This is a genomic window from Bacillus sp. SRL543 (genome assembly GCF_984799205.1).
This window is the reverse complement of sequence record NZ_OZ481794.1, coordinates 4815742-4837605: the sequence shown is the minus strand read 5'-3', so window position 1 is coordinate 4837605 and position 21864 is coordinate 4815742. Positions and strand designations below refer to the sequence as shown.

Below are 21864 nucleotides of genomic sequence, written 5' to 3'. Positions count from 1 at the left end.
ATAGAGCAGAAAATGAAAGTGAGGATCTGACAATGCTTGAAGAACATAATCGCTTAGACGAATTCACCAAAATGCATGATGAATTCATTCGCGATTGGAGCCATGCCATGAAGTCAGGAGATACATCCCTGGTAGAAAGGATGGCCGAAGATTATTATGTGGCCTTTTTTAATGATGGAAATGAAAAACCAGTTCTTTTCACGAAGCAAGAAGCTGTAGATGGCATGGGACAATTGGTCAGGCATTTTCTGGGTGCGGAGAAGAGGTTTGAAAACAGAGTCATCAGACTAAGAAATAACGAAAATACTGCCGTGTTTTATGAACAGTTGATTGTGAAGGGTGGGGAGGTACTGGCAAGATTGTTTACCATTGAAAATTGGGGAGTGATTAACGGGAGATGGATGGTTATAAGGGAGATAGAAGAAGCAGTTAATTAGCCGGCAGCGACAACAGCATTTTAAACCTGAAAGGGGAAATCATTTTGAAGCAGACATTATTGGTGATCGATGCCCAGCAGGCATTGATTGATGGAAGTCATGGCGAGAGCAGTCCGGTTTTTAATAAAGAGCAGCTGATCAAGAATATTAATCTGGTGATTGAAAAAGCAAGAGAACTGAATGTTCCGGCTGTTTTTGTCAGGGACCTTGATATTGCGGGAGGAGAAGGCGAAGGGTTTCAGGTCCATAACGGGATTCATGTCCCTGAGGATGCAGTGTTTTTCAATAAGAAGGCCACAAATTCTTTTCATGGGACAGGGCTGCTCGATCATCTGCGTTCTCAAGAAATTGAACACCTTGTGATCATGGGCTGTGCTACGCAGTACTGCATCGACACAGCCGTCAGGACAGCCACCGTCAGCGGCTTTAATGTCACTTTAGTAGGAGATGGCCACTCAACAGCAGACAGTGATGTGCTTCCGGCTGAACAGATCATCAAGCATCATAACAGGACCCTGCACGGCCATTATAACGTCGAGCACTTCTCTGTTGTCAGGAATACAGAGGAGGATTTATTTAGCCCTATTCATGACTCGCATAGGTAAGGGCCAAGGGGACAGGTTCCCCGGCGCAGGTGTGAACCAAAAAGTCTCAGGCTGATCGTTGGCCTGGGATTTTTTAATATTGGCTTACTTGCAGCAGTGTACCCGGTAGTAACGAACGAAGGAGGTGATTGGTTGAAAAAATTAAATGATTTCTCAACATTTCAATGGATTGTCAATGAAACAGAGCGAATTGATTTTGATCATTGGAAGGGAAGCAGGGTAGAAAATTTTATCCCAAAAAGGTTCACTCATTTCGCTAAACTGATGCACCCTGTTTATCCTGATATTAATATTAAGGATACTCAGTTGTTTTGGAGTGATTGTGACCCTGATGAAGATGTACCTTTTCATTATGGAAAGCGAATTTTGCTGGGAGAACTGGCTGAAAACTATGGGTTAGAGTACACAAAAGAGTTTAGTTTTGATGCAATTGCTAATTTCCTAGGTGGTTATCCCAGATATTTAATCGGACCAGTAGAAGATAGTATAGACGAAAAAATGGTTCCGGAAGTAATAAAAGTACTAAAGCCATTTACAAGAAGAGCATGTTTCTTTCAGTATGATTTGATGAAGGTGAAAAAATATAAGGAAAATCACGGCTATGGTTATTTGTATCATGGTGATTTAACAAAAGTTGAAGAGCTGGCTGCTAAAGGAGAACTAATTGATTATCCAACCTATTGGTGGCCTGAGGACAAGAGCTGGTGTCTTTTCACCGGAATAGACTTCAATTTCACCTTATTCGGAGGATCTAAAAAGATGATGGAAGCATTCCAATCAAATGGTGAACTAGAATGCATAGAAGTCGATAAGGATACGAGGGTAGATAAGGCCAAGGGGATGTGAGCCAAGGGGACAGGTCCCTTGGCTCTTTTTGAGGTGGGGCCGCGGGACCTGACCCCTTGGCCCAAACAAGGAATTCGGCGTCTAATTGTAGAAGGATAGAGGAGGTTAAAGAAGACAGGTGGTGTCAGCTCTTTGCAAAAATGTAAGAAGTGCCATGCTCCATTCGGCTGGCGTAAGATTTATCGCATTTTATGGAAAGAAGTAAACGAACCAGTATTATGTGATAATTGTGGCTCCGAACACTATGTAACATTATGGGGAAGGCTGGTAAATACTTTTCTGGTAATAGGGCCTTTGTTTATTTTCGCTAGCATCATAGCTCCTTTTGACAACATTTATTTAGATCTTAGCCGTGGAGTCCTGCTTGCCTTTTTAGGTTCTCTGCTGGTTCCGTATCTTACGGTGTTAAAAGCTGAGGGGGAAGGTTTGTATTCAGACTAAGGGAAATGTGTTAGGTGATGAAGAGTTTTTTCGGCAGCTTTTTCTTTAATAAATAAAGGCAACGATTAGATAAAGGAGTGGTTGTTTGGCCAAAAAGCTTAGCCTTTTGTCATTTTTAGTGGTTTTCGTATTGTCTGGTTGTTCTAGCTTCAAAAATGCAGTCGGCGGATGTCCGGATGCAGAGATATCCTGGGTAGATGTAGTGATGATAAATGGTATTAAATATGAAGGTGATGACGAAGGTTTATCGGAAGGAGAAGCGCAGGAAAAGGGTAAAAAAATTGGTGAGGTTGCATACACATTAGCGGATAATGCCTGCTTAGGCCATAAATTGAAAAATGGGGATGCTGCCTTTCTGCCTGTTGGAACAGAGATCTATGAAATTGCCGGGTACAGATCCGATTTCAGAGTTCTTGCCGGTAATAAAGTTTATCAAGTAAGTGAAAACAAGAAAGCAAAGACACTCTCAGATCTATTAGATATAGAAGGCAAGGTGGAGAAAATGAGCCTTGAAAGCGACTATGATGTCAGCCATATCTCCGATTTTACAGAGAAGGAAACAGCGGATTTTATGGAAGACTTTCTGGAGCTGGAGTATGTGGGTTTTGATAAAGTTCACAAGAAAATAAACAGTGAAAATAGAGTGTTTTTGAGGATCCACCTTATGGATGGTTCGTCTTTTAGCTTCGTTTATTGGCCGGAAGAAAACGTATTGAATTTGGGTGCTTTTGGAACAGAGGAAATGAAAGAAATTGTGCTTGATAGGTAATGGAGCCATGGGGAGAGCCATAGGGACAGGTCCCTTGGCTCTTTTTGAAACTCGGCCATGGGGTCTGTCCCCCTGGCTCACCGAATCAATCCCCGGCTCCCCGCCTGCTTCACCCACTCCGGATACTCCTGCATCAGCAGATCGTATAGCTCTTCATCCGCAATCGCCTTCGGGTCTTCGACGCTGAAGAAATCGGCGTTGTCGAGATAGCGTCCGTCCATGTTGTCCAGTTCTTCGAGGAAGGTGAAATCAGATTGAAACAGGGCCTGGAAGAATCCGCGGCGGCCTTTCTTTTTGCTTGCGTCCCGGTTGGATTTGCCGATGGCCATGAATTGCCAGAAAATCGGCTCGTAGGAAGAATTCCGGATGTGGCCCCGCGTTTCACTTTCATCAAAGGTGGCGCCGTCTGTTACAAACATGACGTATACAGGCGTATGACCGGCTTCCGGACTGGTGCGTTTCCCGGCAGATCCGAAATAATGCTTTCGAAGTTTTTTCATTGCCTTGCCGTAATAGGTTCCGCCTTCGAGCGGATAAGCCTGGTTCAGCCTGTTGACAAAGCCATCAAAATTATCGATGGTCAATTCGTCGGCATGATGGGCATTTTTCCCGAACAAGAAGATATCAATTGAGCCATCGTCATCGAATCTTGTGCCCAGTGCCAGGATCCGCTCGGCAAATTCCTGTATCTTCCCGGAACGGTACAGGCCTGACATAGAACCGGAAATATCGAGGCATAATGCCACCTTGGCGCTATGGTCCTGAAGGCCTGCCTTTTCGAGGGACACCTTCACTTTTTTCGAAAGGTCGAGAATTTTTGGCGCCTTCTGTTCCATCTTCTTTTCCAGCATGACTTTTTTGCTGTTGGCAGGCTGCTGTGCCGGAGTTGACTGGGAAGGCGCCGCTTGTTCGACGGGAGACTGGGTTGTGATTGCTTCCGGAACAGGCTGCTGCACCGGATGGCTCTCATCTTCGGCCGCTTCTCCGCCAAAATGCTGAAGCAGGGCGGCAAGGCCTCCATCAAATCCTTTACCCACTGAAGAAATCCGCCAACTATCCTTCAGGTAGACCTCACTGACGATAATCGCTTTTTCATTTTGAAAATCGCTGCCTGTGAAGCTGTACTGCAAAATGGGCTGCCCGCCAGCTTTCACAGTGAGGGTACCGGATGAGACCATCGACATGTTTCCCGCTCCGTCAATTGCCGCCGTAAATACAAGGTTTTTCACAGAGGGAGGCAGCTTGTCCAGATCGATTTGATAGGTGCCCGCGCCGCTGCTATGGGCCTTCATGCTGATCTCCCCGGCCGGCGACTGAAGCTGATTATAAAAAATCATATATCTGTCATCTGAAAGCTTTTTATCTCCATCCAGACCGAAGCAAGTCACATCAACTTCCATCCCAGACTGGACCTCCACCGCAACCTCCAGCTGCCTGGAAGAATGAAAATCATTAAGCTTAGCTCTTTCACCGCGCACTAATAGTCTCATAGAAATACTCCTTTTAATCTCTTTTTCTGTATTTTACACATTGTGGCAGTTCATTTCCAATGTGAACCAGGGGGACAGGTCCCTTGGCTCTTTTTGAAGCGGGCCAAGGGACCTGTCCCTGCGGCCCTTTGAAAAGTAAGTCTGAATAGTTAGCGGGCAATCATACAATAAAAGGAACTTTCAATTAAATAAGGTCTTAAAATATATTATGGAGGTAATGTGGGTGAGAGCAGCGGTTTATAGAACTTATGGTCCCCCGGAAGTTATTCGTATAACCGATGTCGAACAGCCTTCCATTCTAGAACAAGATAGAGTGTTGATTCGTGTACACAGTGCATCGGTCAATACATTAGACTACTTGTACAGAAAGGGCTATTTACCATCAAGGATGGATAATGGATTAACAAAACCCAAGAGTCCTGTACTAGGCATAGATGTTGCCGGGACTATTGAGGCTGTTGGTGAAAATGTTCAGAAATTTAAAGTGGGTGATCACGTTTTCGGGAGCTGCTTCGGATCTCATTCTGAATATGTCGCTCCACGTGAGATTTTCCTAAGTCATAAGCCGGGAAACATAACCTTTGAGGAAGCGGCTGCTATACCGTGTGCTGCTCAAACTGCATTACAAGCGCTGCGGGAGGTAGCACAGGTAAAGCAGGGCCAAAGAGTCTTAATATATGGAGCTTCTGGCGGAGTAGGGCATTTTGCTGTTCAACTTGCAAATTACTTTGGGGCGGAGGTAACGGCTGTTTGCAGTACATCGAATCTTGAGTGGGTTAAAGCACTTGGGGCACATCATGTTATTGATTATACCCGGGAAGATTTCACAAATAATAAAAGTAAGTACGATATTATTCTGGATGCAGTTGGCAAGCGAACCTTTTTCAGCTGTTTAAGCTCTTTAACAGAAAAAGGTGTTTATATTACGGAACACTTATTTTACCCTAAATACCACCCAGCTCAATTGATGCTAGGTTCATTAATGGGACGCAAAAAGGCAAAAATCCATTTTACAAAACCAAACGATAGAGATTTGGGCTTCTTAAGTGGTCTTGCGGAGGAAGGAAAAATAAGGCCTATTATTGAGAAATCTTTCCCTTTGGAACAGATTGCAGAAGCACACCGGCACATCGAAAGCGGACGTACAAAGGGAAAGATTATTATTAAAGTCATATAAAGAGCCAAGGGGACAGGTCCCTTGGCTCTTTTTTTGAGAGTGAGCCATGGGACCTGTCCCCCTGGCTTCAAAAAATAAAGGGAATTTAACCCAGTGTCGAGAATAAAACAGGTTAAGCGTTATAAAGGGGGATTACATATGTATTAATATTTCAATGGGGTGGTCATAAGAGAAGGCACTGAGGGTGTTCCAGCTGATCAGGTTGAAGCCCTTTTTGAAGATGCTGGATGGGCAAGGAATACGCCATCCTGGCAGAAAGAAAAGTTCACTTTGATTTTCCAGAATTCAACGTGGGCATTTACAGTTTGGGATGAGAACAGAATGATTGCTATGGTACGTGTGATTTCCGACCAAATCATGGCTGCAAATATAATGGATTTGGCTGTTTTAACAGAATATCGAGGAAGGGGCATAGGAAAAAAACTTGTTGAACTATGTGTACAGAAACTTCCCCATGGTGATTGGTTCGCTCATACTTCAGTAGACAATTTTAAATTCTATGAGACCTGCGGTTTTGAAGTGAAAGACTTATCCCGGAATGGCACCAGTGCTTATTATGGGTATATACAGGCCCGTAAAGAAGGGCATAGGTAAGAACCAAGGGGACAGGTACCCTGGCTCTTTTTGAGTTTGGGCCATGGGACCTGTCCCTGTGGCTACCTGTGGCTAAGATGGAAATCCAGCCAGAGAATAAGAGGGACAATGTTTCTTAACAGGGACTTCTAACTATTGTTAAAGCTGGTATAGGAAACAGGAGGAGATTTTTTGAGAAACAAATCAGGTTTGTTTTCAACTATATTATTTTTAATCGGATTTTTATCATATACTGCTGTTCTGTTTGGCTATGATAACTTGCTCTTAGTCGGAGTGATATTTTCTGGAATAGGATTTATTTTTGGTTTATTCGCCGATAAAGGGCGGTACAGGAAGATTGGTTTAGCTGGTAACGCAAGTATTATTGTCATTGCTGTTATTATTCCTTTTATTGTAACGAGTTTCTTTTGGAATAGACCTTAATGCGTCTATCTCGGAGGGGATTCGCAGAATAGGTGCAGCTGGCAAAAGCCGGCTTTTTCAGAAGAGGTTATGTTAGTTATGGGTGAGCGATATTGACCAGGGCCACAATCATTAACTTCTATTGAATGTATGTAAAGCAGGTGAGAATTTGACATTTGGGAAACTGATTCACTTCCTTAACAGGATGAAGCACATGGACATCTTCGGGGACAGGGATGAAGATTTGTCTGATCAGGAAAGAGAATATATTGGGCAAATTAAAGGGCAAAATCCGTATGGGATTATCGGGCTGATTATAGGGGGCGTCGCGTTTGCTATTGGCCCTCAATACGGGTTAATCCCCGTTATAAATATTATCTTTTGCCTCATAACCTTTTTTACTTTTGATAAAGCGAAAGAAGATAACCGCTGGACGTTTTATCTGGGAATCATACTATCTATATTTGGGTTATATATGTTTGTTACAGGGCAAACCCATGAATTGATATTCTAAAAGACAAACCATGGGGACAGGTCCCTTGGCTCGTTTTGAGAAAGAGCCACGGTACCTGTCCCTGTGGCCGCTGGCTATTCTTATACCACAAAAGGCATAATGCCATTTAGAAAATTATGGAGAGGTAAAAAGATATGGATATACATATTCGAAATGCTGCCTTTATTTAGGCAGGTTCATGATTTCCATGTTTGTGTAAGACCAGACTTGTACAAAGAAAATGCCACGCCGGTCGAACGAGAGTTTTTTGAAAGCCAATTAATTGATGGCAAACATTATATTTTTGTGGCTGCTATAGCTGATGATATAACCGGCGTTATCGTGGCAAAGGAAGAAGAAGTAACTGAAAATACTTTCGTTAAATCGAGGAAGGTATTGTATATAAAGAGTTTATGTGTTGCTGAAACACATAGAAAGAAAGGCATAGGAAAAAACCTGACTAAATACGTTTTTGATTTAGGAAGGCGCCTCCAGGTTGATAGCGTTGAATTGGGAGTATTAGAGGAAAACGCATCTGCCATTGAGTTTTATAGGTCAATCGGAATGACAACGAAAAGCAGAAAAATGGAGATTATATTGTGAACCATGGGGACAGGTCCCATGGCTCTTGTTTTGAGAGTGAGCCACGGTACCTGTCCCTGTGGCTTATTTTGCAAATGATGCTGTATAATAATTCCTATCATAACTACCACAGATAGGGGTGCGTTATAAGTGGAGACTAAAAAATCAATCAAAGTTGGCGGGATAGAGTTAAATTGGGATTTGGAGACAGGGAAGGTTTTGTTTGATGGCGGAGATGTTGTGTTCTTTTGGGTATCTGCCATGAAAACATTTTTTGACACGATAAGGGAAATCTCCGGCGTAGAAGCCACACACCTCGTTTTGGAGACCACTGGATTCCGGCAGGGCATTATCGTCGGGGAAGGTTACAAAAAAATTGCGGGTATTGATAAGAACAATGTGATTCAATGGCTATCGAATACCTATGCACCAGCTGGCTGGGGCAAAGCGGTCATTCACGATATGGATGGAGAGAGCGGCTCCTTTACTCTTCACTTACAGGATGATTGGGAATACAAAATGAACAGGATTGATGAAACACAGCCTGAAGGCGTCTTTGTACCTGCCCATTATGCCGTTGTTTTTACCGGCCTGTTCGGCCAGAATTATTGGTATAAAATCATTCAGCACCAAAATGAAGATAATCCATATAGTATCGTCGAATATTTTGTTTCTGATATTACGGTCCAGCAAAATATTTTAGAAATGACACGCAGGCAGGATGCCAAACAAATTAAAGAACTTGAAGAACTGGTTGAGGACAAAACAAAAACATTGCAGGAACTGATTATGGAGCTTTCATCTCCTCTTATTCCTGTACTCGAAGGCATTATTGTGGTTCCCTTAATCGGGACATATGATGAACAGCGGGGTGAGGACCTCCTTCAGAGCACACTCGCTAAATTGCCTGCCCATAAAACAAGGTATCTTTTACTGGATTTGACAGGCCTCCAGGGTAATATAAACACTTATACTGCAAATTTGATTGATAAACTTGGCGCTGCTGCCAGATTGCTGGGAACCGAAGTCATCCTGGTTGGCATATCTGCTGATTTAGCCATGAAAATATCAAACAGCCTCATAAACTTAAGGAAATTTGAATGTCTTCAATCTCTTCAACATGGCATCTATTATGCATTGGGCAAGAGCGGGAAAAGGATTGTTTGAACCGAGGGGACAGGTCCCTTGGCTCTTTTTTAGATTGGGCCAAGGGACCTGTCCCTGCGCCTTCCTGCGGCCTCATAAAAAGTACAAAAAAATGAAGGAGAGGGTTTTATTGGAAACGATCTTTGCCATTATACCTTTACTTATCGGGGTTGTTATTTATTTCATCCCAAGCATTATAGCGAAAAGAAAAAATAAGTATAACAGAGTATTAATATACTTTATAAATCTATTTTTAGGATGGAGTTTGATTGGCTGGTTTGCAGCATTATTTTTAGCTGTCAGGAAGGATCAACGGGATCAAGCTTTGGGAAGGTAGAGTCAGCGGGAGCCAAGGGGAGCCAAGGGGACAGGTCCCTTGGCTCTTTTTAAGGCTGGGCCAAGGGACCTGTCCCCCTGGCTCATCCTTTATGCTATAGTATTCTGGTATTCAAAAGGAACGGAGTGATCATCTGAATTCGACAGCAAAAGAAATTACATTGATTATTATCGGATCCCTGTTCTTCGCACTTGGGGTAAATCTGTTCGCGATCCCGAATGAGCTTGGTGAGGGCGGCGTGACGGGAATCTCTATGACTCTCTATTATGTATTGGACTGGTCTCCGGGTTACACAAACTTTGTGATGAACGGGATCCTGCTTGCCATCGGCTATAAAGTGCTCAACAAGCGGGTGACGTGGTACACCTTGCTTGCAATCTTCTTTACGTCCGTATTCCTGCACTTCACAGAAGGTATGGGACGTTCGCTGGATATCATGCTCGGTACGGTTTTCGCTGGTGTGTTCATTGGCATCGGCCTCGGAATCGTGCTCCGCTCCGGCGGTACGACGGGCGGGTCAACCATCGTCGCCCGCATGCTCAATCAGCGATTTGGCTGGGCCGTGAGCACGACCATGTTCGTGTTCGACATCCTCGTCGTCCTCGGATCGGCCTTTGTAATTGGAATCGAAAATACGATGTACACTGGAATCTCCATCTACATCAGCACCAAAATTCTTGATTACCTGATCGACGGCTTTGACACGCGGAAGGCCGTCACCATCATCTCCCCCTTTACCGAGAGCATCGCCGAAAGAGTCAGTGCTGAAATGGACCGGGGGGCCACCATTATCAACGCACGGGGCCACTACTCTAAGGAATCCAAAGACATCCTTTACGTGGTCATCAACAAGCAGGAACTCTTCCTTCTCAAGAAAATGATCCAGCAGATCGATGAAAAAGCCTTCGTCGTAGTCCATGACGTGCGGGATGTGTTCGGAGAAGGATTTACATTTCCGAAGACATGAGCCAAGGGGACAGGTCCCTTGGCTCTTTTTGAGATTGGGCCACGGGACCTGTCCCCCTGGCTCATTGAATCAGGCTTTTTTCGATCACAAGATACATGCTGTCGGATATCTGCCGGTAAGTAGTGTCATTCGGGTGGAATACATCGCTGGAAAGATCGCGTTTGGCATCGGTGACCAGGTTGAAGGTATCCACGATTTGAATATTGTATTTCAATCCTAGTGTGCGGGCAGCTTCATTCCATTTTTGGATGACAGAATCGAATGATTTTCCGTCCGGTGATTGCTTGAATGGATTATACAGTCCCATATAGAGGACGAGGGCATCCGGGTTGTTTTCACGGATGTTTTTAAATGTTTTTTCCAAGTTGGGAATTTCGGTTTCCAGGATAGCAAGGGCGGTTTTCTCTGAATAATTGCTGAAGATTTCCCCGCTGTTAAACAGGTTGTTTCCCCCGATGGTGATGGTGATGATTTTTGCCTCTTCAAGCGTTCTCAGGACTTCCTTTTGTTCGAGCTGCAGCAGCAGGTCTTCGATTCTGGCGCCTCTAATGCCAAGATTCTGGTAGCGTTCAACCAGATTATTTTCTTTGAGCTCTTTCCCGGTCAGCGAGACAAAGCCTTCACCTTTTGATGATCCAACACCCCTTGTTAATGAATCCCCGAGTGCGATATAAGTGTCGCCCGGGGTGGCAGGCGCTTCTTCTGATTTTGCCAATGTCTGAGCTTGGGGTGGATTGGTAACATCCATGTAGGCACTGACAAGGCCATATCCGAATAGAACTGTCAGCCCAAGGGATAGTGTGATAAACAGCGGCCATATCCATTTTTTCATCGTTTGACCTCTCCTTCTAACGTGATTGTATCAATCTTTCCTTTTCTTGAGTATTCAAAAGAGTCATTGTCCCTTTTTTTCGATAAAATAGAACCAGGGTGATGCTATGAGCGTAAAGCCAACTGTTAAATTGGAAAATGTGACGAAAATCATAGGAAAGAAAACGATTATTGATCAAATATCATTTGAGATTTACCCGGGAGAAGTATTTGGGTTCCTGGGTCCGAACGGCGCCGGAAAAACGACTACCATCCGGATGCTTGTCGGACTCATTAAGCCAACGGCCGGCAAGATTGAGATTTGCGGCTTTGATGTCAGAAAGCAATTTGTCCAAGCGATGCAGCGACTGGGCTCCATTGTTGAAAATCCAGAGTTATATAAGTATTTGAGCGGCCGTGAAAATCTGCAGATTTTTGCACGGATGCTTCCAGATGTGGACGAAGAACGGATACAGGAAGTCATTGATCTGGTGGATCTTACCGCAAGGGTGGATGACCAGGTGAGGACCTATTCACTCGGAATGCGCCAGCGGCTTGGTATTGCACAAGCCTTGCTGGGCCGTCCTGACGTGCTTATCCTGGATGAGCCTACAAATGGACTGGACCCTATGGGAATAAAAGATCTTCGCACATTCATCAGGAAGCTGGTCGATGAAACGGGTCTTTCCGTGCTCGTATCGAGCCATATTTTAAGTGAAATTGAACTGCTGGCCGATCGCGTGGCCATTATGAGCCACGGGAAAATCGTGACAACCGGAAGTGTAAGTGACCTGGTCAATTCCCTATCATCTGGTATCGATTGGAGAGTCAGCGATTCTTTCCGCGCTCTCTCCATTTTAAATGAATCCCCATATGTCCAGGCTGCAGAACTGTACGATGACCATACAATACACACGCTTATGGATGAAAGTAAAACTTTCATTCTGAATGAAGCCTTATTGAAGGCAGGTATTGAGGTATGGACGATTGAAAGGAAAGTGCAGACATTGGAAGACTTATTTATCAGTTTGACAGGAGGCGATCATATTGTCTAATCCGAATATGGCTGGCCTGATACGTAATGAAGTCATGAAGATAGGCTCCAAGAAACGCTTGCCGGTTGTCATACTTATTCTAGTCATTCTGGTTTCTATGTTTACATATGCACAATACCGGGAGATACAAGAGAAAATTGAAAAGCAGGGCACACTGGACTGGAGGGTGGATCTGCAGCAGGAGATTGTCGATCGGCAAAACCGGCTCGCTTCGAGCGGAATCCAGGACGAGTTCAGGCAGTTCCTTGAATTTGATCTGAAGCAAAAGCAATATTATCTCGACAATGATATCAACCCGAACTATCCCGGGGCCCCTACGTTTATCCGAATCTTCTTCTCGCAGGGACTCACACTTGTCCTGCCATTATTCATTATTATCATCATGGCTGATATTGTGAGCGGAGAATACAATGACGGGACCATCAAAACCTTGCTGTCCCGGCCGGTAAAAAGGTGGAAGATCCTGATGGCCAAATGGCTGACAGTATTGCTTTACACATCCTTGCTGATGGCAGCAACAGTGATTGCCTGCTATGCGGTCTCAGGAATTGTGCTCGGATATGACGGCTGGACCGCCCCTATTTTGACCGGATTTCAAGCCTCCGCAACTGGCGAATTTTCAACAGAATTCATCCATACCCTGCCGATGTGGGAATACTTGCTCATGTCAGTCGGGCTTGCCTGGGCAGTAACTGCCGTGGTTGGAACCATCAGCCTAATGATCTCGGTTCTTGTGAAAAATACAGCAACTGGAATAGGTGCCATGATGGCAGTCCTCATCGCCGGCACCCTGCTGAGTTCCATCGGGTCGAGCTGGACAAGCTCCAAGTACCTGGTGAATCTGAACTTCGATCTAATCAACTACCTCGAAGGCCAGGCGCCGCCGATCGAAGGAATGTCACTGCCATTTTCACTAACCATCCTTGCCGTATGGACCGCCGCCTGCCTTGCTGTAGCATTTTGGAATTTCACCCAGAAGGACATATATTAACAGTGAGCCAAGGGGACAGGTACCTTGGCTCTTTTTGAGCCATGGGACCTGTCCCCTTGGCCCGTTTTGAAGCTGAGCCATGGGGGCCTATCCCTGTGGCATTACAAACGCTGCCATCCTGGCGGCTTTTTTTGCTGCTTTAAGACTGGTGCGGTTGAAGGGACACTCAAGAAGTAATCATCTAAAATTTGGAAACTTTTGTCGGTTACATCCGTATTAGTTAGTTAAGTAAAAAAAGGCGGGTGAAACTATGGAAGTGATACATCAAAAAGATTTGGGGCCGAGATTTTTTGCCCTTTTCCTGGTATTAGCAGTCAGTTGTTTGCCAATCAGTGTTTTGGCCGTTAATGCAATTCAGAAGTTTTATTTTCAGCCTGATTATCATCTGTTTTTCAGTACCCCTAAGATAGCCTACCTCTTGTTTATCATCGGATATTCCATCCTGTTTGCCATTCTTGCTGTATTTTTATATATGGCCGATTCAAAGGTTAAACCTCTATTGTTTTTATCAAATATCCTCTTATCTGCCATTGCAGTGGTCCTATTCTGGCAGTCCTTTCAAACCCATTCCTATCTGATCGAGGAAGGATTAAAGGTCAAGTCGCCTTTTGTCCGCGAAAAGAACTTTGAATGGGATAGCATTCAAAAAGTTACGCAAATAAGCAAACATGGAGTTCCCTACAGATTAGAGTTTCATATAAAAGATGCTGGGACATATAAGTTTGATCTGCAAAGTGATTTTATTGTGAAAAGAAGCGCCTTTTATTCTCTGCTGGCTGAACAGAATGTTGAAATTGAAAGCCGGCAGCCGGATTGAGAAGCAGCATAAGGGGTTAATGGCAGCGGCTGGGCCACAAGGTGAAAACCGCAATTTCCTCCCGGCCGGGCAGCTTAAGGAAAAGAAGTTAGAAACAAAATGGAGGGATCATAAATGGAAAAAATCTTAGTGAAAACAGGAGTCTATTCATTTATCGTGCCATTTTTTATCTTGGTGGCTTTTATGAAGAGGGTAGACGAGATAACTAATACTGAGGGGTTTACTTCAAGCTATGCAACGCCATACGCAGAATATTTCTTTACCATATTCCGCTATTCTGCGATTGCTTCCCTTCTCGCGGTCGGCGTGGCGTTTGCTTACTTGATGTCAGAAAAGAAAAGAGGAGATGAAGAGGAGCAAGGGGAGTGACTGTTCATCTTATCCACTATTTAAGAAGGACTTATTAACTTTTTGGTGAAATTCTATATTCGAATCAACCTATAAAAGGGGGAAGATCGAAATGGATCGAACTGAATTTCTGTTAAAGATGCTTAATACAACATTCGACAAGGAGAGCTGGTACGCGCCATTAAAGCCTGCCATAGAAGGGCTTTCTGCTGAACAGGCAAGCTGGAAGCCAGAAGGTGCTGCAGCAAACTCCATTTGGGAGAATGTGAATCATCTTATCTATTATAAAGAAAGACTTTCTGCGGAATTAGAGGGACGAGAGTGGACCCGAAATCTTGATGGTGATGAAACTTTCTCTTTCACCGAACAAGTAAATGATGAAAAGGTATGGAAAGCTGTTGTAGAACGCACAGAAAAGGCTCAGCACAGCTTAAAGAAAGCAGTCAGCCAGATTACGCCTGAAAGAATTGAAGAAAATGCCCTTGAAGAAAAGCTCTTAGACATCATGCTGCACGATGCCTACCATACCGGGCAGATTATTCAAATAAGGAAGATGCAAGGTTCCTGGCCATCGCAGCGCTGATAAATAAGGAAACAAGCTTTGTTAAAGTAGGAGGAGTAATTTGGAATTCAATACTGAAAGATTATCCATTAGGCCGTTTAAGAGTGCCGACTTACAAGATGTATTTAATATTTATAAAGATGAGGATATATGCCGATTTCTCCTGCATGATAAATGGACCTATGAAAATAGAGGCGAGAAGTTTAATAAGAAGCTGGAAAATAGGGCGCTCACTAAAGAAACAACTTTAAATTTAGCAGTAGTACACCGCAGTCTAGTAATTGGTGATTTATCTGTATGGTATACAGATATGAAAGATACTGTTGAAATGGGCTATAGTTTTGCTAAAGAAGCTTCGGGGAAGGGGTATGCCACGGAAGCTGTCAGCCATCTGGTCAGGAAGCTGTTTGCCGAGTTTCGTGTACACCGGATCCAAGCCGTCCTTGATGCAAGAAATACTTCTTCACAAAAGTTGTGTGAACGTATCGGTATGAGAAAAGAAGCTCATTACAGACAGGATTTTTGGAATAAGGGCGAATGGTCAGATACTATCGTCTATGGATTGCTGCAGTCAGAGAACCGGGGGTGAACCAGGGGGACAGGTACCTTGGCTCTTTTTTGAGACTTGGCCAGAGGACCTGTTCCCTGCAGTCTTAAGGCTGGACCAGGGGGTCTGTCCCTCTGGTATCAAAAAAAGTTGTTGACTTCCATTCCCAATATATGATAAATTTATCTCGAATTAAAGATAATTTATTTCGGAATAAACATCACAGCTTATTTTTTTGACAACATGTCTCGAATTCGAGATAAATGATAATTTACAATTTGGAGGAGATTTTAAATGGCAAAGTGGACAGTAGATCAATCGCATTCAGCAGTAGGTTTTGAAGTGAAACACATGATGGTTTCAAAGGTGAAGGGTTCTTTTGATTCTTATACAGCAGATGTCGAAGCAGCAGATTTAACAGATCTGACAACAGCACAAGTTGCATTTACATTTGATGTTGCAAGCATTAATACGCGCAGTGAGGACCGTGAAAACCACCTGAAGTCAGCGGATTTCTTTGATGTTGAAAACCACCCGACGATTGACTTCAAATCAACTAACATCGCAAAAGACGGTGATGATTATAAAGTAACAGGCGACCTGACAATCAAGGGTGTGACAAAGCCGGTCACTTTTGAAGTAGAATACGGCGGCAAAGGAACAAATCCTTGGGGCGTTGAAGTGTACGGTTTCGAGGCAGCAGCAAAAATTAACCGTGAAGAATTCGGCCTGACTTGGAACGCAGCGCTTGAAACTGGCGGAGTGCTTGTAGGCAAGGATATTAAAATCAAAGTGGAACTAGAAGTAAATCCAGCAGCATAACTTATAGTTTGAAGGGCTGCCGGTTAAAGGAGAAAAACGTATGAATGAGAAGTTGAAAGCTGTAACGGTCATACTTCGTGCTTCCCAAGCCATACAAGAAGCGATTCGCAAAGATGCAGCCAACTACGACTTGAATCCTACGGAATTCTCTGTCCTTGAGCTCTTATACCATAAGGGTGATCAGCCTATTCAGGTGATTGGCAGGAAAGTTTTGATCTCGAGCAGCAGCATCACCTATGTGGTGGATAAGTTAGAGCAGAAAAAGTATGTAAGGCGCCAGGGGTGCCCAGAAGACCGCCGGGTCATTTATGCGGTGCTGACAGCTGAGGGGAAGGCTTTGATGGATCAAGTCTTCCCCTTGCATGAAAGCAAAATGGGTGAAGTGTTCGATGAGTTAAGTACGGAAGAAGTTTATCAAACGATTGATTTAATGAAAAAGATCGGCTGCAGGGCAGAACGAATTTGATTTTTTTTGAAAATATATCTCGAATTCGAGATATATTGAGCCGAGGGGACAGGTACCTTGGCCCGAATGGGCCGCGGTACCTGTCCCCCCGGCTCTGGAGATATGTTGGAGAGGAGTTATTCTATGGGTTTTCTAAATAAACTTTTTGGAGCAAAAAAAGAGGAGGAAGAAACAATGACTAAATTAAATATAGGTATTATCCTGGGTTCTACACGTGAGGGACGGGTAAGTCCGCAAGTTGGTGCGTGGGTGAAAGAAGTAGCTGACAAGCGCGGTGACGCGAACTATACAATCATTGATATCGCTGACTACAAGCTTCCATTGCTTGGCGAAGCGGGCGCAGATGCTTCAGGGGCTGCTGGATGGTCAGAAATCGTCGCTGCCCAGGATGGATTCATTTTCATTGTGCAGGAGTACAACCACTCTATCACAGGCGCATTGAAAAATGCATTGGATTACCTGCGTGTTGAGTGGAACAATAAAGCAGCCGGAATTGTTTCTTACGGTTCAGTAGGCGGGGCGCGTGCTGCAGAACACTTGCGCGGCATTCTTGGAGAATTGTCAGTCGCTGACGTCCGCGTACACCCTGCACTGTCTTTATTCACAGACTTTGAAAATGGCAATCAATTCAAACCAAAAGAAGTACAAGAGGATTCAGTCAATCAAATGCTGGATCAATTGATCCCTTGGTCAACAGCTCTATCCACCATCCGCTAAGCGGCAGTGTAATTAAATACAGGTGCAGACTCCTGCACCTGTAAATATATTCAATTCAAAAAGGGTATAAAGGTTGAGCAGAGCCTATCAAGACGATTGATTGATGTGCTCAGAAGTTATACGGCGAAAGAGCCAGGGGGACAGGTTCATTGGCCCAAATGGACCGAGGGACCTGTCCCCCTGGCTCTTAGTTACAAATGAAGCTGACGAAAGAAGGAAAAATAAGATCTTCAAAAGAATTATTAACCATACAGATTCCAAAGGTGGTATACAGTCGGCAATGTGGAGAGATTATTTAAGCGGTTTTTATAATGAATGTGAGTTTAAAGCCCCTGCATCGGAAGCGGAGATTGCCTCGATTAAAGAGGAACTGAATGTCGGCCTGCCAGCCAAGCTGGCCGGTTTATATAATGAAACCAATGGTGTTTATGGCAATTATGGAACTTCTTTTATCTGGTCCACAGAACAGATGGTCAGAGAAAACTTATTTTTTCGGACTCTTCATGAATACAGGAATCTTATAAAACCTTTAGACACATTTTTATTCTTTTCTGATGCAGGAAATGGAGACTTGTTTGGTTATGCAATAGAAGATGGAATGATCCAGAGTGAGGAAATATATGTGTGGAACCATGAAGATGATGGTCGCAGTGTCATCGCATCATCGTTAGAAGAGTTCATCAAAGGCTGGATTATGGGCGAAATCTCTGTCTAGAACAGCCAAGGGGACAGGTCCCTTGGCCCCAAATGAGCCAAGGGACCTGTCCCCCTGGCTCAGAGAAGAGAACTACATTAACTCGCAAAGGAATGATTCAAATGCTTTCCATTGATCCTGTCAGCCTGCCGGAAAGAGAAAATTACAAATTTCTCATCGGCAGCATCATCCCGAGGCCCATTGCTTTTGTGACTACCATCTCAAAGGATGGTGTGGTGAACGGTGCACCATTCAGCTATTTCAATATCGTTTCTGCCAACCCGCCCATGATTTCCCTATCCATCCAGCGTGCGCAGGGAAGGCAGAAGGATACAGCCCGAAACATTCTCGAATCAAAGGAATTTGTGGTTCACATCGTTGATGAGCACAATGTCGAAAAGGTTAATCAAACAGCGGCCAGCCTTCCTCCTGAACAAAGCGAAATAGAGGCAGCGGGTTTTACAACAGAGGCAAGTAAAAAAATAGCAGTACCCGGCGTAAAGGAAGCGAAAATCCGGATGGAATGCGTGTTGGAACATGCCCTGGAGTTAGGTGGGACAGACTCACCTGGTACCGACTTTATCATCGGGAAGGTTGTACAATTCCATATAGAAGAAGATCTATATGACAAGGGACGTATCGACCAGAAGGGGCTTGCTGCCGTCAGCAGACTGGCTGGGAATGATTATGCTAAGATTGGGGAAGTTTTTACGATTGAGCGGCCAGAATAATAAAAATGATCAGGACCCTAGCTTCCTATTAGGGTCCTGGATTTTTTTGCTAAAAATGCTGTGACGTCAATTTGGATGAAGCAATTTCCGAACGGAAATAGCGACAATGGAACTTCATTTAAAAAATCTCATTAGTTATCTAAAGATTTCCTCTTTTCCTCCAACACGAACGTGCATTCGTGTATAATTGATAAAAAAGAAGAGGCGGCTTTAGTATGAATTCAATCGATTTAATCATTATAAACTTAAATGAAGTCAGAAGAAGAAGCATTAAAGTCTGGACAACTATTCCTGATGCAAAGCTCTTTTGGAAGCCCGATAATGAAGCAATGAATTGTCTGGAAATGATCCGGCACGTATTAGAAAGTGAACATTACTATCATTTGGCTATTCGAAATAGAGGGAGTTTGACCGTTTATAATTCGCCGTACGAAAATCGTCCGTTCATATCGGTACAAAATGAATTGGATTTTGCAGAAACTCACAGAAGAGAATTTATAGACACTATAAAATCATTTTCTGAGGAAGACTTGGAAAATATTAAGATTGACCGCTCCGAGTCAGGATATATAAGAGGTTTAGGTGACATGCTATTGCGGGTAGCTTATCACGAATCCGTTCATACTGGGCAGTTATTGGATTATTTAAGAACCGCAGGGGTCCCAAGAACCCGGATCTGGGACTAACCCTACATTGGTGCTGATGCACCTTTAACTTTTGTGGAGGAAAGGTGGCTGACTCCGAATTTCTTAAAGCTTTACCAAATGTGGAGTCAGGTACCTATTTCGCTGCAGGTTTATATCGTAAAGGAGTTAGATCTTAAATTTGCTGACTAACTCTTTCAAATCGTCCGCCAGATTAGACAATGATGTAGCGGATGCAGCTATTTCTTCCATTGATGCTAGCTGTTCCTCTGCTGACGCAGCTACATTTTGTGAATGCATTGAGGTTTTTTCAGATATGTTGATAATCCCTGACACTGTTGCCGACACTTCTTGTGTACTTGCTGAGATTTGTTCAGATGTTGCTGCCATATCATTGGTTTGTTCTGTTAATCTTCCCATATAATCAAGGATTTCCTTAAAGTTTTCACTGGTTTGGTTAACAATGGCTAATCCTTCTTTTACATCAACAGAGACTTGTTCTATGGACTCGTTGGACTGCTCCATGTCTTCTTGTATTGTCTTAATGAGCGCTGAAATTTGCGAAGAAGACTGCTGGGATTGTTCAGCCAGCTTTCTTACTTCATCTGCTACAACGGCAAAGCCTTTTCCATGCTCTCCCGCCCTGGCTGCTTCTATTGCTGCGTTTAATGCCAGTAAGTTAGTTTGATTCGCAATATCTGTAATTGCTTTCGTTATTTTTTCTATTTCCTGAGATCTGTGTTCTAGTGATTTTATGATTTCTCCACTAGCTGCAACAGAGCGATTAATTCTATTTATCTGCTTAACCGTATTGCTGACAAACACTTCGCCTTCTTGAGCCTTTTCAACTGCCCGACTGCTTACTTCGGAAACCACAGAAGCATTTTCGGCAATGGAGTGAATTCCTTTAGCGACTTCATCCAGTGCCAATGAGCTCTCTTGCACACTTGTTGTAGAATGTTCCGCGCCGTTAGCTACCTGCTGAATCGATTCTGTTATGGTCTCTGTTGCGATACTTGTTTGTTCAGAGCTTGCAGTCAGCTGTTCAGATGAAGATGCCAGCTGTTCAGTCGTAAAAATAACCTCATGAACCATTGTTTTAAGATTTTCAGACATGTGGTTGTAGCTCGCAGATAAAGAGCCGAGTTCATCTCTTGAGCGGTCATTAATCTTCGCAGTAAACTCGCCATTGCCCGCCATTTCAAGGGCATTTGCAATATTGGCAAGTCTCTTTTTCATCTTATGGGTGAACCAATAGACAATCATAGAAGCTAAAACAGCCATAGCCAGTAAAGCAAATATGAGCTTTGACAAAACAGAAGAAAGTATTTCATTTATTTTTTCTTCAGAGGCACCAACATAGAAAATTCCGATAACTTCCCCTGAAGCGGTCTGTAAAGGCATATAAGCTGTTTGATACATATTACCGGCAACATTTGCCTGGCCGTAGTAATTTGACTTATTTTTAATGACAGTATTAACCACTTCAGTGGACGCTTTTGTTCCAATGGCACGTTTGCCATCTATCATCACATTTGTTGTTATACGGGTATCTCCGAGGAATATTGTTACGGTATCTCCCGTATCTTCCGCAATCTCATCTACTATTTCGTAGTTATCATTTAATAAAGCAGAACCTTTATAAAGTTTATTTCCCCTAACTTCCCAATCACCAGGATGCAATTTATTGATATACCTATAAGCTAACCTCAGATCCCCTTTTGCTTTCTCAGTTGCAAATTCTTGGACTCCTTTTGTAACTTCCTGTTTTACAACAAATCCGATAACTGCAGATAAAACAATTATAATGGATATGACAATTAGGTTTATTTTTGTCCCTAATTTAAATTCGAATTTTTTCATTCTCCCCAAATGTACCTTCCCCTTATTCAATCTCAATTTTAGAAAATAACAAATATCCTAAAGGTACTATCGGTCCATAAATATTATTTTTAATAAGAAATATTTGGATGGAAAAAATATAACTGGATTTAGTGGAGTCGGTTGACTAGCAATAAAAAGGAGTTCTGAGGAAATTGTAAAGTATTAAAATAGTTAAAGCCGGGGACTTACAAATGAAAGTTATTAATATGGCTGAATCTATTGTTTCTTTTTATAAGCGTGAAAACAAAAATGGACATGATTAGAATAATAACTGATAAACAATTCAATCTGAACCCAAATCTTGTCCCTAAAAAATATCCATAAATAAAGTAACCAGATAACTGCTGTTGCTCCGTAAATGTTTTTTTATGTCGGGGGCCAATCTTATTAAAGGCACCGAAACTCTCTGCTGACAAATGGATAGGTATATACCCAGCCAAATGAGGCGCCCTTTTCTGTTTTTTTAAAATATGTACCTCGTACTGATTAG

The 21864-nt window shown here is 43.3% G+C and carries 28 protein-coding genes; 25 read left to right on the top strand and 3 right to left on the bottom strand.

What is annotated here, in order from left to right:
- Nucleotides 1–32 precede the first annotated feature (32 nt).
- From AC4E8B_RS24625 to AC4E8B_RS24605, 5 genes are all read left to right on the top strand, one after another.
- On the top strand, nucleotides 33–437 hold the full coding sequence (locus AC4E8B_RS24625; protein ID WP_490216177.1) for a hypothetical protein: 405 nt from the start codon (nucleotides 33–35) through the stop codon (nucleotides 435–437).
- Between the two features lie 44 nt (nucleotides 438–481).
- A complete protein-coding gene (locus AC4E8B_RS24620) occupies nucleotides 482–1042 on the top strand; it encodes a cysteine hydrolase family protein (protein WP_490216176.1) in 561 nt (186 codons plus the stop codon).
- Between the two features lie 132 nt (nucleotides 1043–1174).
- Complete coding sequence (locus tag AC4E8B_RS24615) at nucleotides 1175–1888, top strand: hypothetical protein (protein ID WP_490216175.1); 714 nt, start codon at nucleotides 1175–1177, stop codon at nucleotides 1886–1888.
- A gap of 132 nt (nucleotides 1889–2020) precedes the next feature.
- On the top strand, nucleotides 2021–2329 hold the full coding sequence (locus AC4E8B_RS24610) for a TIGR04104 family putative zinc finger protein (protein ID WP_490216174.1): 309 nt from the start codon (nucleotides 2021–2023) through the stop codon (nucleotides 2327–2329).
- Between the two features lie 85 nt (nucleotides 2330–2414).
- Complete coding sequence (locus tag AC4E8B_RS24605) at nucleotides 2415–3098, top strand: hypothetical protein (RefSeq protein ID WP_490216173.1); 684 nt, start codon at nucleotides 2415–2417, stop codon at nucleotides 3096–3098.
- Between the two features lie 77 nt (nucleotides 3099–3175).
- On the opposite strand, the gene AC4E8B_RS24600 is transcribed toward AC4E8B_RS24605, so the two are convergent.
- The gene (locus AC4E8B_RS24600; protein ID WP_490216172.1) at nucleotides 3176–4588 is read right to left on the bottom strand and encodes a VWA domain-containing protein; all 1413 of its coding nucleotides are present in this window, start codon (nucleotides 4586–4588) and stop codon (nucleotides 3176–3178) included.
- Between the two features lie 223 nt (nucleotides 4589–4811).
- On the opposite strand from AC4E8B_RS24600, the gene AC4E8B_RS24595 reads away from it, so the two are divergent.
- The 8 genes from AC4E8B_RS24595 (at nucleotide 4812) to AC4E8B_RS24560 (ending at nucleotide 10286) form a co-directional block, all read left to right on the top strand.
- Nucleotides 4812–5765 carry an NAD(P)-dependent alcohol dehydrogenase gene (locus AC4E8B_RS24595; RefSeq protein WP_490216171.1) on the top strand — a complete coding sequence of 318 codons (954 nt, stop codon included), beginning with the start codon at nucleotides 4812–4814 and terminating at the stop codon, nucleotides 5763–5765.
- 159 nt (nucleotides 5766–5924) lie between these two features.
- Nucleotides 5925–6359 (top strand): GNAT family N-acetyltransferase, encoded by a 435-nt coding sequence (locus AC4E8B_RS24590; RefSeq protein WP_490216170.1) that lies wholly within the window; start codon nucleotides 5925–5927, stop codon nucleotides 6357–6359.
- 171 nt (nucleotides 6360–6530) lie between these two features.
- A complete protein-coding gene (locus AC4E8B_RS24585) occupies nucleotides 6531–6782 on the top strand; it encodes a hypothetical protein (protein ID WP_490216169.1) in 252 nt (83 codons plus the stop codon).
- Nucleotides 6783–6930: 148 nt separating this feature from the next.
- Complete coding sequence (locus AC4E8B_RS24580; protein ID WP_490216168.1) at nucleotides 6931–7275, top strand: cell division protein FtsK; 345 nt, start codon at nucleotides 6931–6933, stop codon at nucleotides 7273–7275.
- 99 nt (nucleotides 7276–7374) lie between these two features.
- The gene (locus AC4E8B_RS24575; protein ID WP_490216167.1) at nucleotides 7375–7857 is read left to right on the top strand and encodes a GNAT family N-acetyltransferase; all 483 of its coding nucleotides are present in this window, start codon (nucleotides 7375–7377) and stop codon (nucleotides 7855–7857) included.
- 129 nt (nucleotides 7858–7986) lie between these two features.
- Nucleotides 7987–9003, top strand: a complete 1017-nt coding sequence (locus AC4E8B_RS24570; protein WP_490216166.1) for an STAS domain-containing protein — start codon at nucleotides 7987–7989, stop codon at nucleotides 9001–9003.
- Nucleotides 8957–9319, top strand: a complete 363-nt coding sequence (locus tag AC4E8B_RS24565; RefSeq protein ID WP_490216165.1) for a superinfection immunity protein — start codon at nucleotides 8957–8959, stop codon at nucleotides 9317–9319. The genes AC4E8B_RS24570 and AC4E8B_RS24565 overlap by 47 nt, the downstream gene beginning before the upstream one ends.
- Before the next feature lie 133 nt (nucleotides 9320–9452).
- Nucleotides 9453–10286 carry a YitT family protein gene (locus AC4E8B_RS24560; RefSeq protein ID WP_490219883.1) on the top strand — a complete coding sequence of 278 codons (834 nt, stop codon included), beginning with the start codon at nucleotides 9453–9455 and terminating at the stop codon, nucleotides 10284–10286.
- A gap of 61 nt (nucleotides 10287–10347) precedes the next feature.
- Here AC4E8B_RS24560 and AC4E8B_RS24555 read toward each other — a convergent pair whose 3' ends face one another.
- Entirely contained in the window at nucleotides 10348–11118 is a 771-nt protein-coding gene (locus AC4E8B_RS24555; protein ID WP_490216164.1) for an SGNH/GDSL hydrolase family protein, read from the bottom strand.
- A gap of 106 nt (nucleotides 11119–11224) precedes the next feature.
- Here AC4E8B_RS24555 and AC4E8B_RS24550 point away from each other — a divergent pair, with 106 nt between their 5' ends.
- From AC4E8B_RS24550 to AC4E8B_RS24495, 12 genes are all read left to right on the top strand, one after another.
- Nucleotides 11225–12151, top strand: a complete 927-nt coding sequence (locus AC4E8B_RS24550; protein WP_490216163.1) for an ABC transporter ATP-binding protein — start codon at nucleotides 11225–11227, stop codon at nucleotides 12149–12151.
- Nucleotides 12144–13142, top strand: coding sequence for an ABC transporter permease (locus AC4E8B_RS24545; protein WP_490216162.1), 999 nt, complete (start codon nucleotides 12144–12146; stop codon nucleotides 13140–13142). The genes AC4E8B_RS24550 and AC4E8B_RS24545 overlap by 8 nt, the downstream gene beginning before the upstream one ends.
- Nucleotides 13143–13392: 250 nt before the next feature.
- Entirely contained in the window at nucleotides 13393–13959 is a 567-nt protein-coding gene (locus AC4E8B_RS24540) for a hypothetical protein (RefSeq protein ID WP_490216161.1), read from the top strand.
- Between the two features lie 114 nt (nucleotides 13960–14073).
- Nucleotides 14074–14328, top strand: coding sequence for a hypothetical protein (locus AC4E8B_RS24535; protein ID WP_490216160.1), 255 nt, complete (start codon nucleotides 14074–14076; stop codon nucleotides 14326–14328).
- A gap of 91 nt (nucleotides 14329–14419) precedes the next feature.
- Nucleotides 14420–14890, top strand: coding sequence for a DinB family protein (locus AC4E8B_RS24530; RefSeq protein ID WP_490216159.1), 471 nt, complete (start codon nucleotides 14420–14422; stop codon nucleotides 14888–14890).
- Between the two features lie 40 nt (nucleotides 14891–14930).
- Nucleotides 14931–15458: a GNAT family N-acetyltransferase gene (locus AC4E8B_RS24525; RefSeq protein WP_490216158.1), complete on the top strand. Its 528-nt coding sequence runs from the start codon at nucleotides 14931–14933 to the stop codon at nucleotides 15456–15458.
- A 252-nt stretch (nucleotides 15459–15710) separates the two neighbouring features.
- On the top strand, nucleotides 15711–16238 hold the full coding sequence (locus AC4E8B_RS24520; RefSeq protein ID WP_490216157.1) for a YceI family protein: 528 nt from the start codon (nucleotides 15711–15713) through the stop codon (nucleotides 16236–16238).
- A 40-nt stretch (nucleotides 16239–16278) separates the two neighbouring features.
- A complete protein-coding gene (locus AC4E8B_RS24515; protein WP_490216156.1) occupies nucleotides 16279–16704 on the top strand; it encodes a MarR family winged helix-turn-helix transcriptional regulator in 426 nt (141 codons plus the stop codon).
- A gap of 123 nt (nucleotides 16705–16827) precedes the next feature.
- Nucleotides 16828–17421, top strand: coding sequence for an NADPH-dependent FMN reductase (locus AC4E8B_RS24510; RefSeq protein WP_490216155.1), 594 nt, complete (start codon nucleotides 16828–16830; stop codon nucleotides 17419–17421).
- A 280-nt stretch (nucleotides 17422–17701) separates the two neighbouring features.
- The gene (locus tag AC4E8B_RS24505) at nucleotides 17702–18136 is read left to right on the top strand and encodes an SMI1/KNR4 family protein (RefSeq protein ID WP_490216154.1); all 435 of its coding nucleotides are present in this window, start codon (nucleotides 17702–17704) and stop codon (nucleotides 18134–18136) included.
- Nucleotides 18137–18237: 101 nt separating this feature from the next.
- Nucleotides 18238–18846 carry a flavin reductase family protein gene (locus AC4E8B_RS24500; protein ID WP_490219881.1) on the top strand — a complete coding sequence of 203 codons (609 nt, stop codon included), beginning with the start codon at nucleotides 18238–18240 and terminating at the stop codon, nucleotides 18844–18846.
- Nucleotides 18847–19061: 215 nt separating this feature from the next.
- Nucleotides 19062–19532, top strand: a complete 471-nt coding sequence (locus AC4E8B_RS24495) for a DinB family protein (RefSeq protein ID WP_094767860.1) — start codon at nucleotides 19062–19064, stop codon at nucleotides 19530–19532.
- A 126-nt stretch (nucleotides 19533–19658) separates the two neighbouring features.
- On the opposite strand, the gene AC4E8B_RS24490 is transcribed toward AC4E8B_RS24495, so the two are convergent.
- Nucleotides 19659–21353, bottom strand: coding sequence for a methyl-accepting chemotaxis protein (locus AC4E8B_RS24490; RefSeq protein ID WP_490216153.1), 1695 nt, complete (start codon nucleotides 21351–21353; stop codon nucleotides 19659–19661).
- Between the last annotated feature and the right edge of the window lie 511 nt (nucleotides 21354–21864).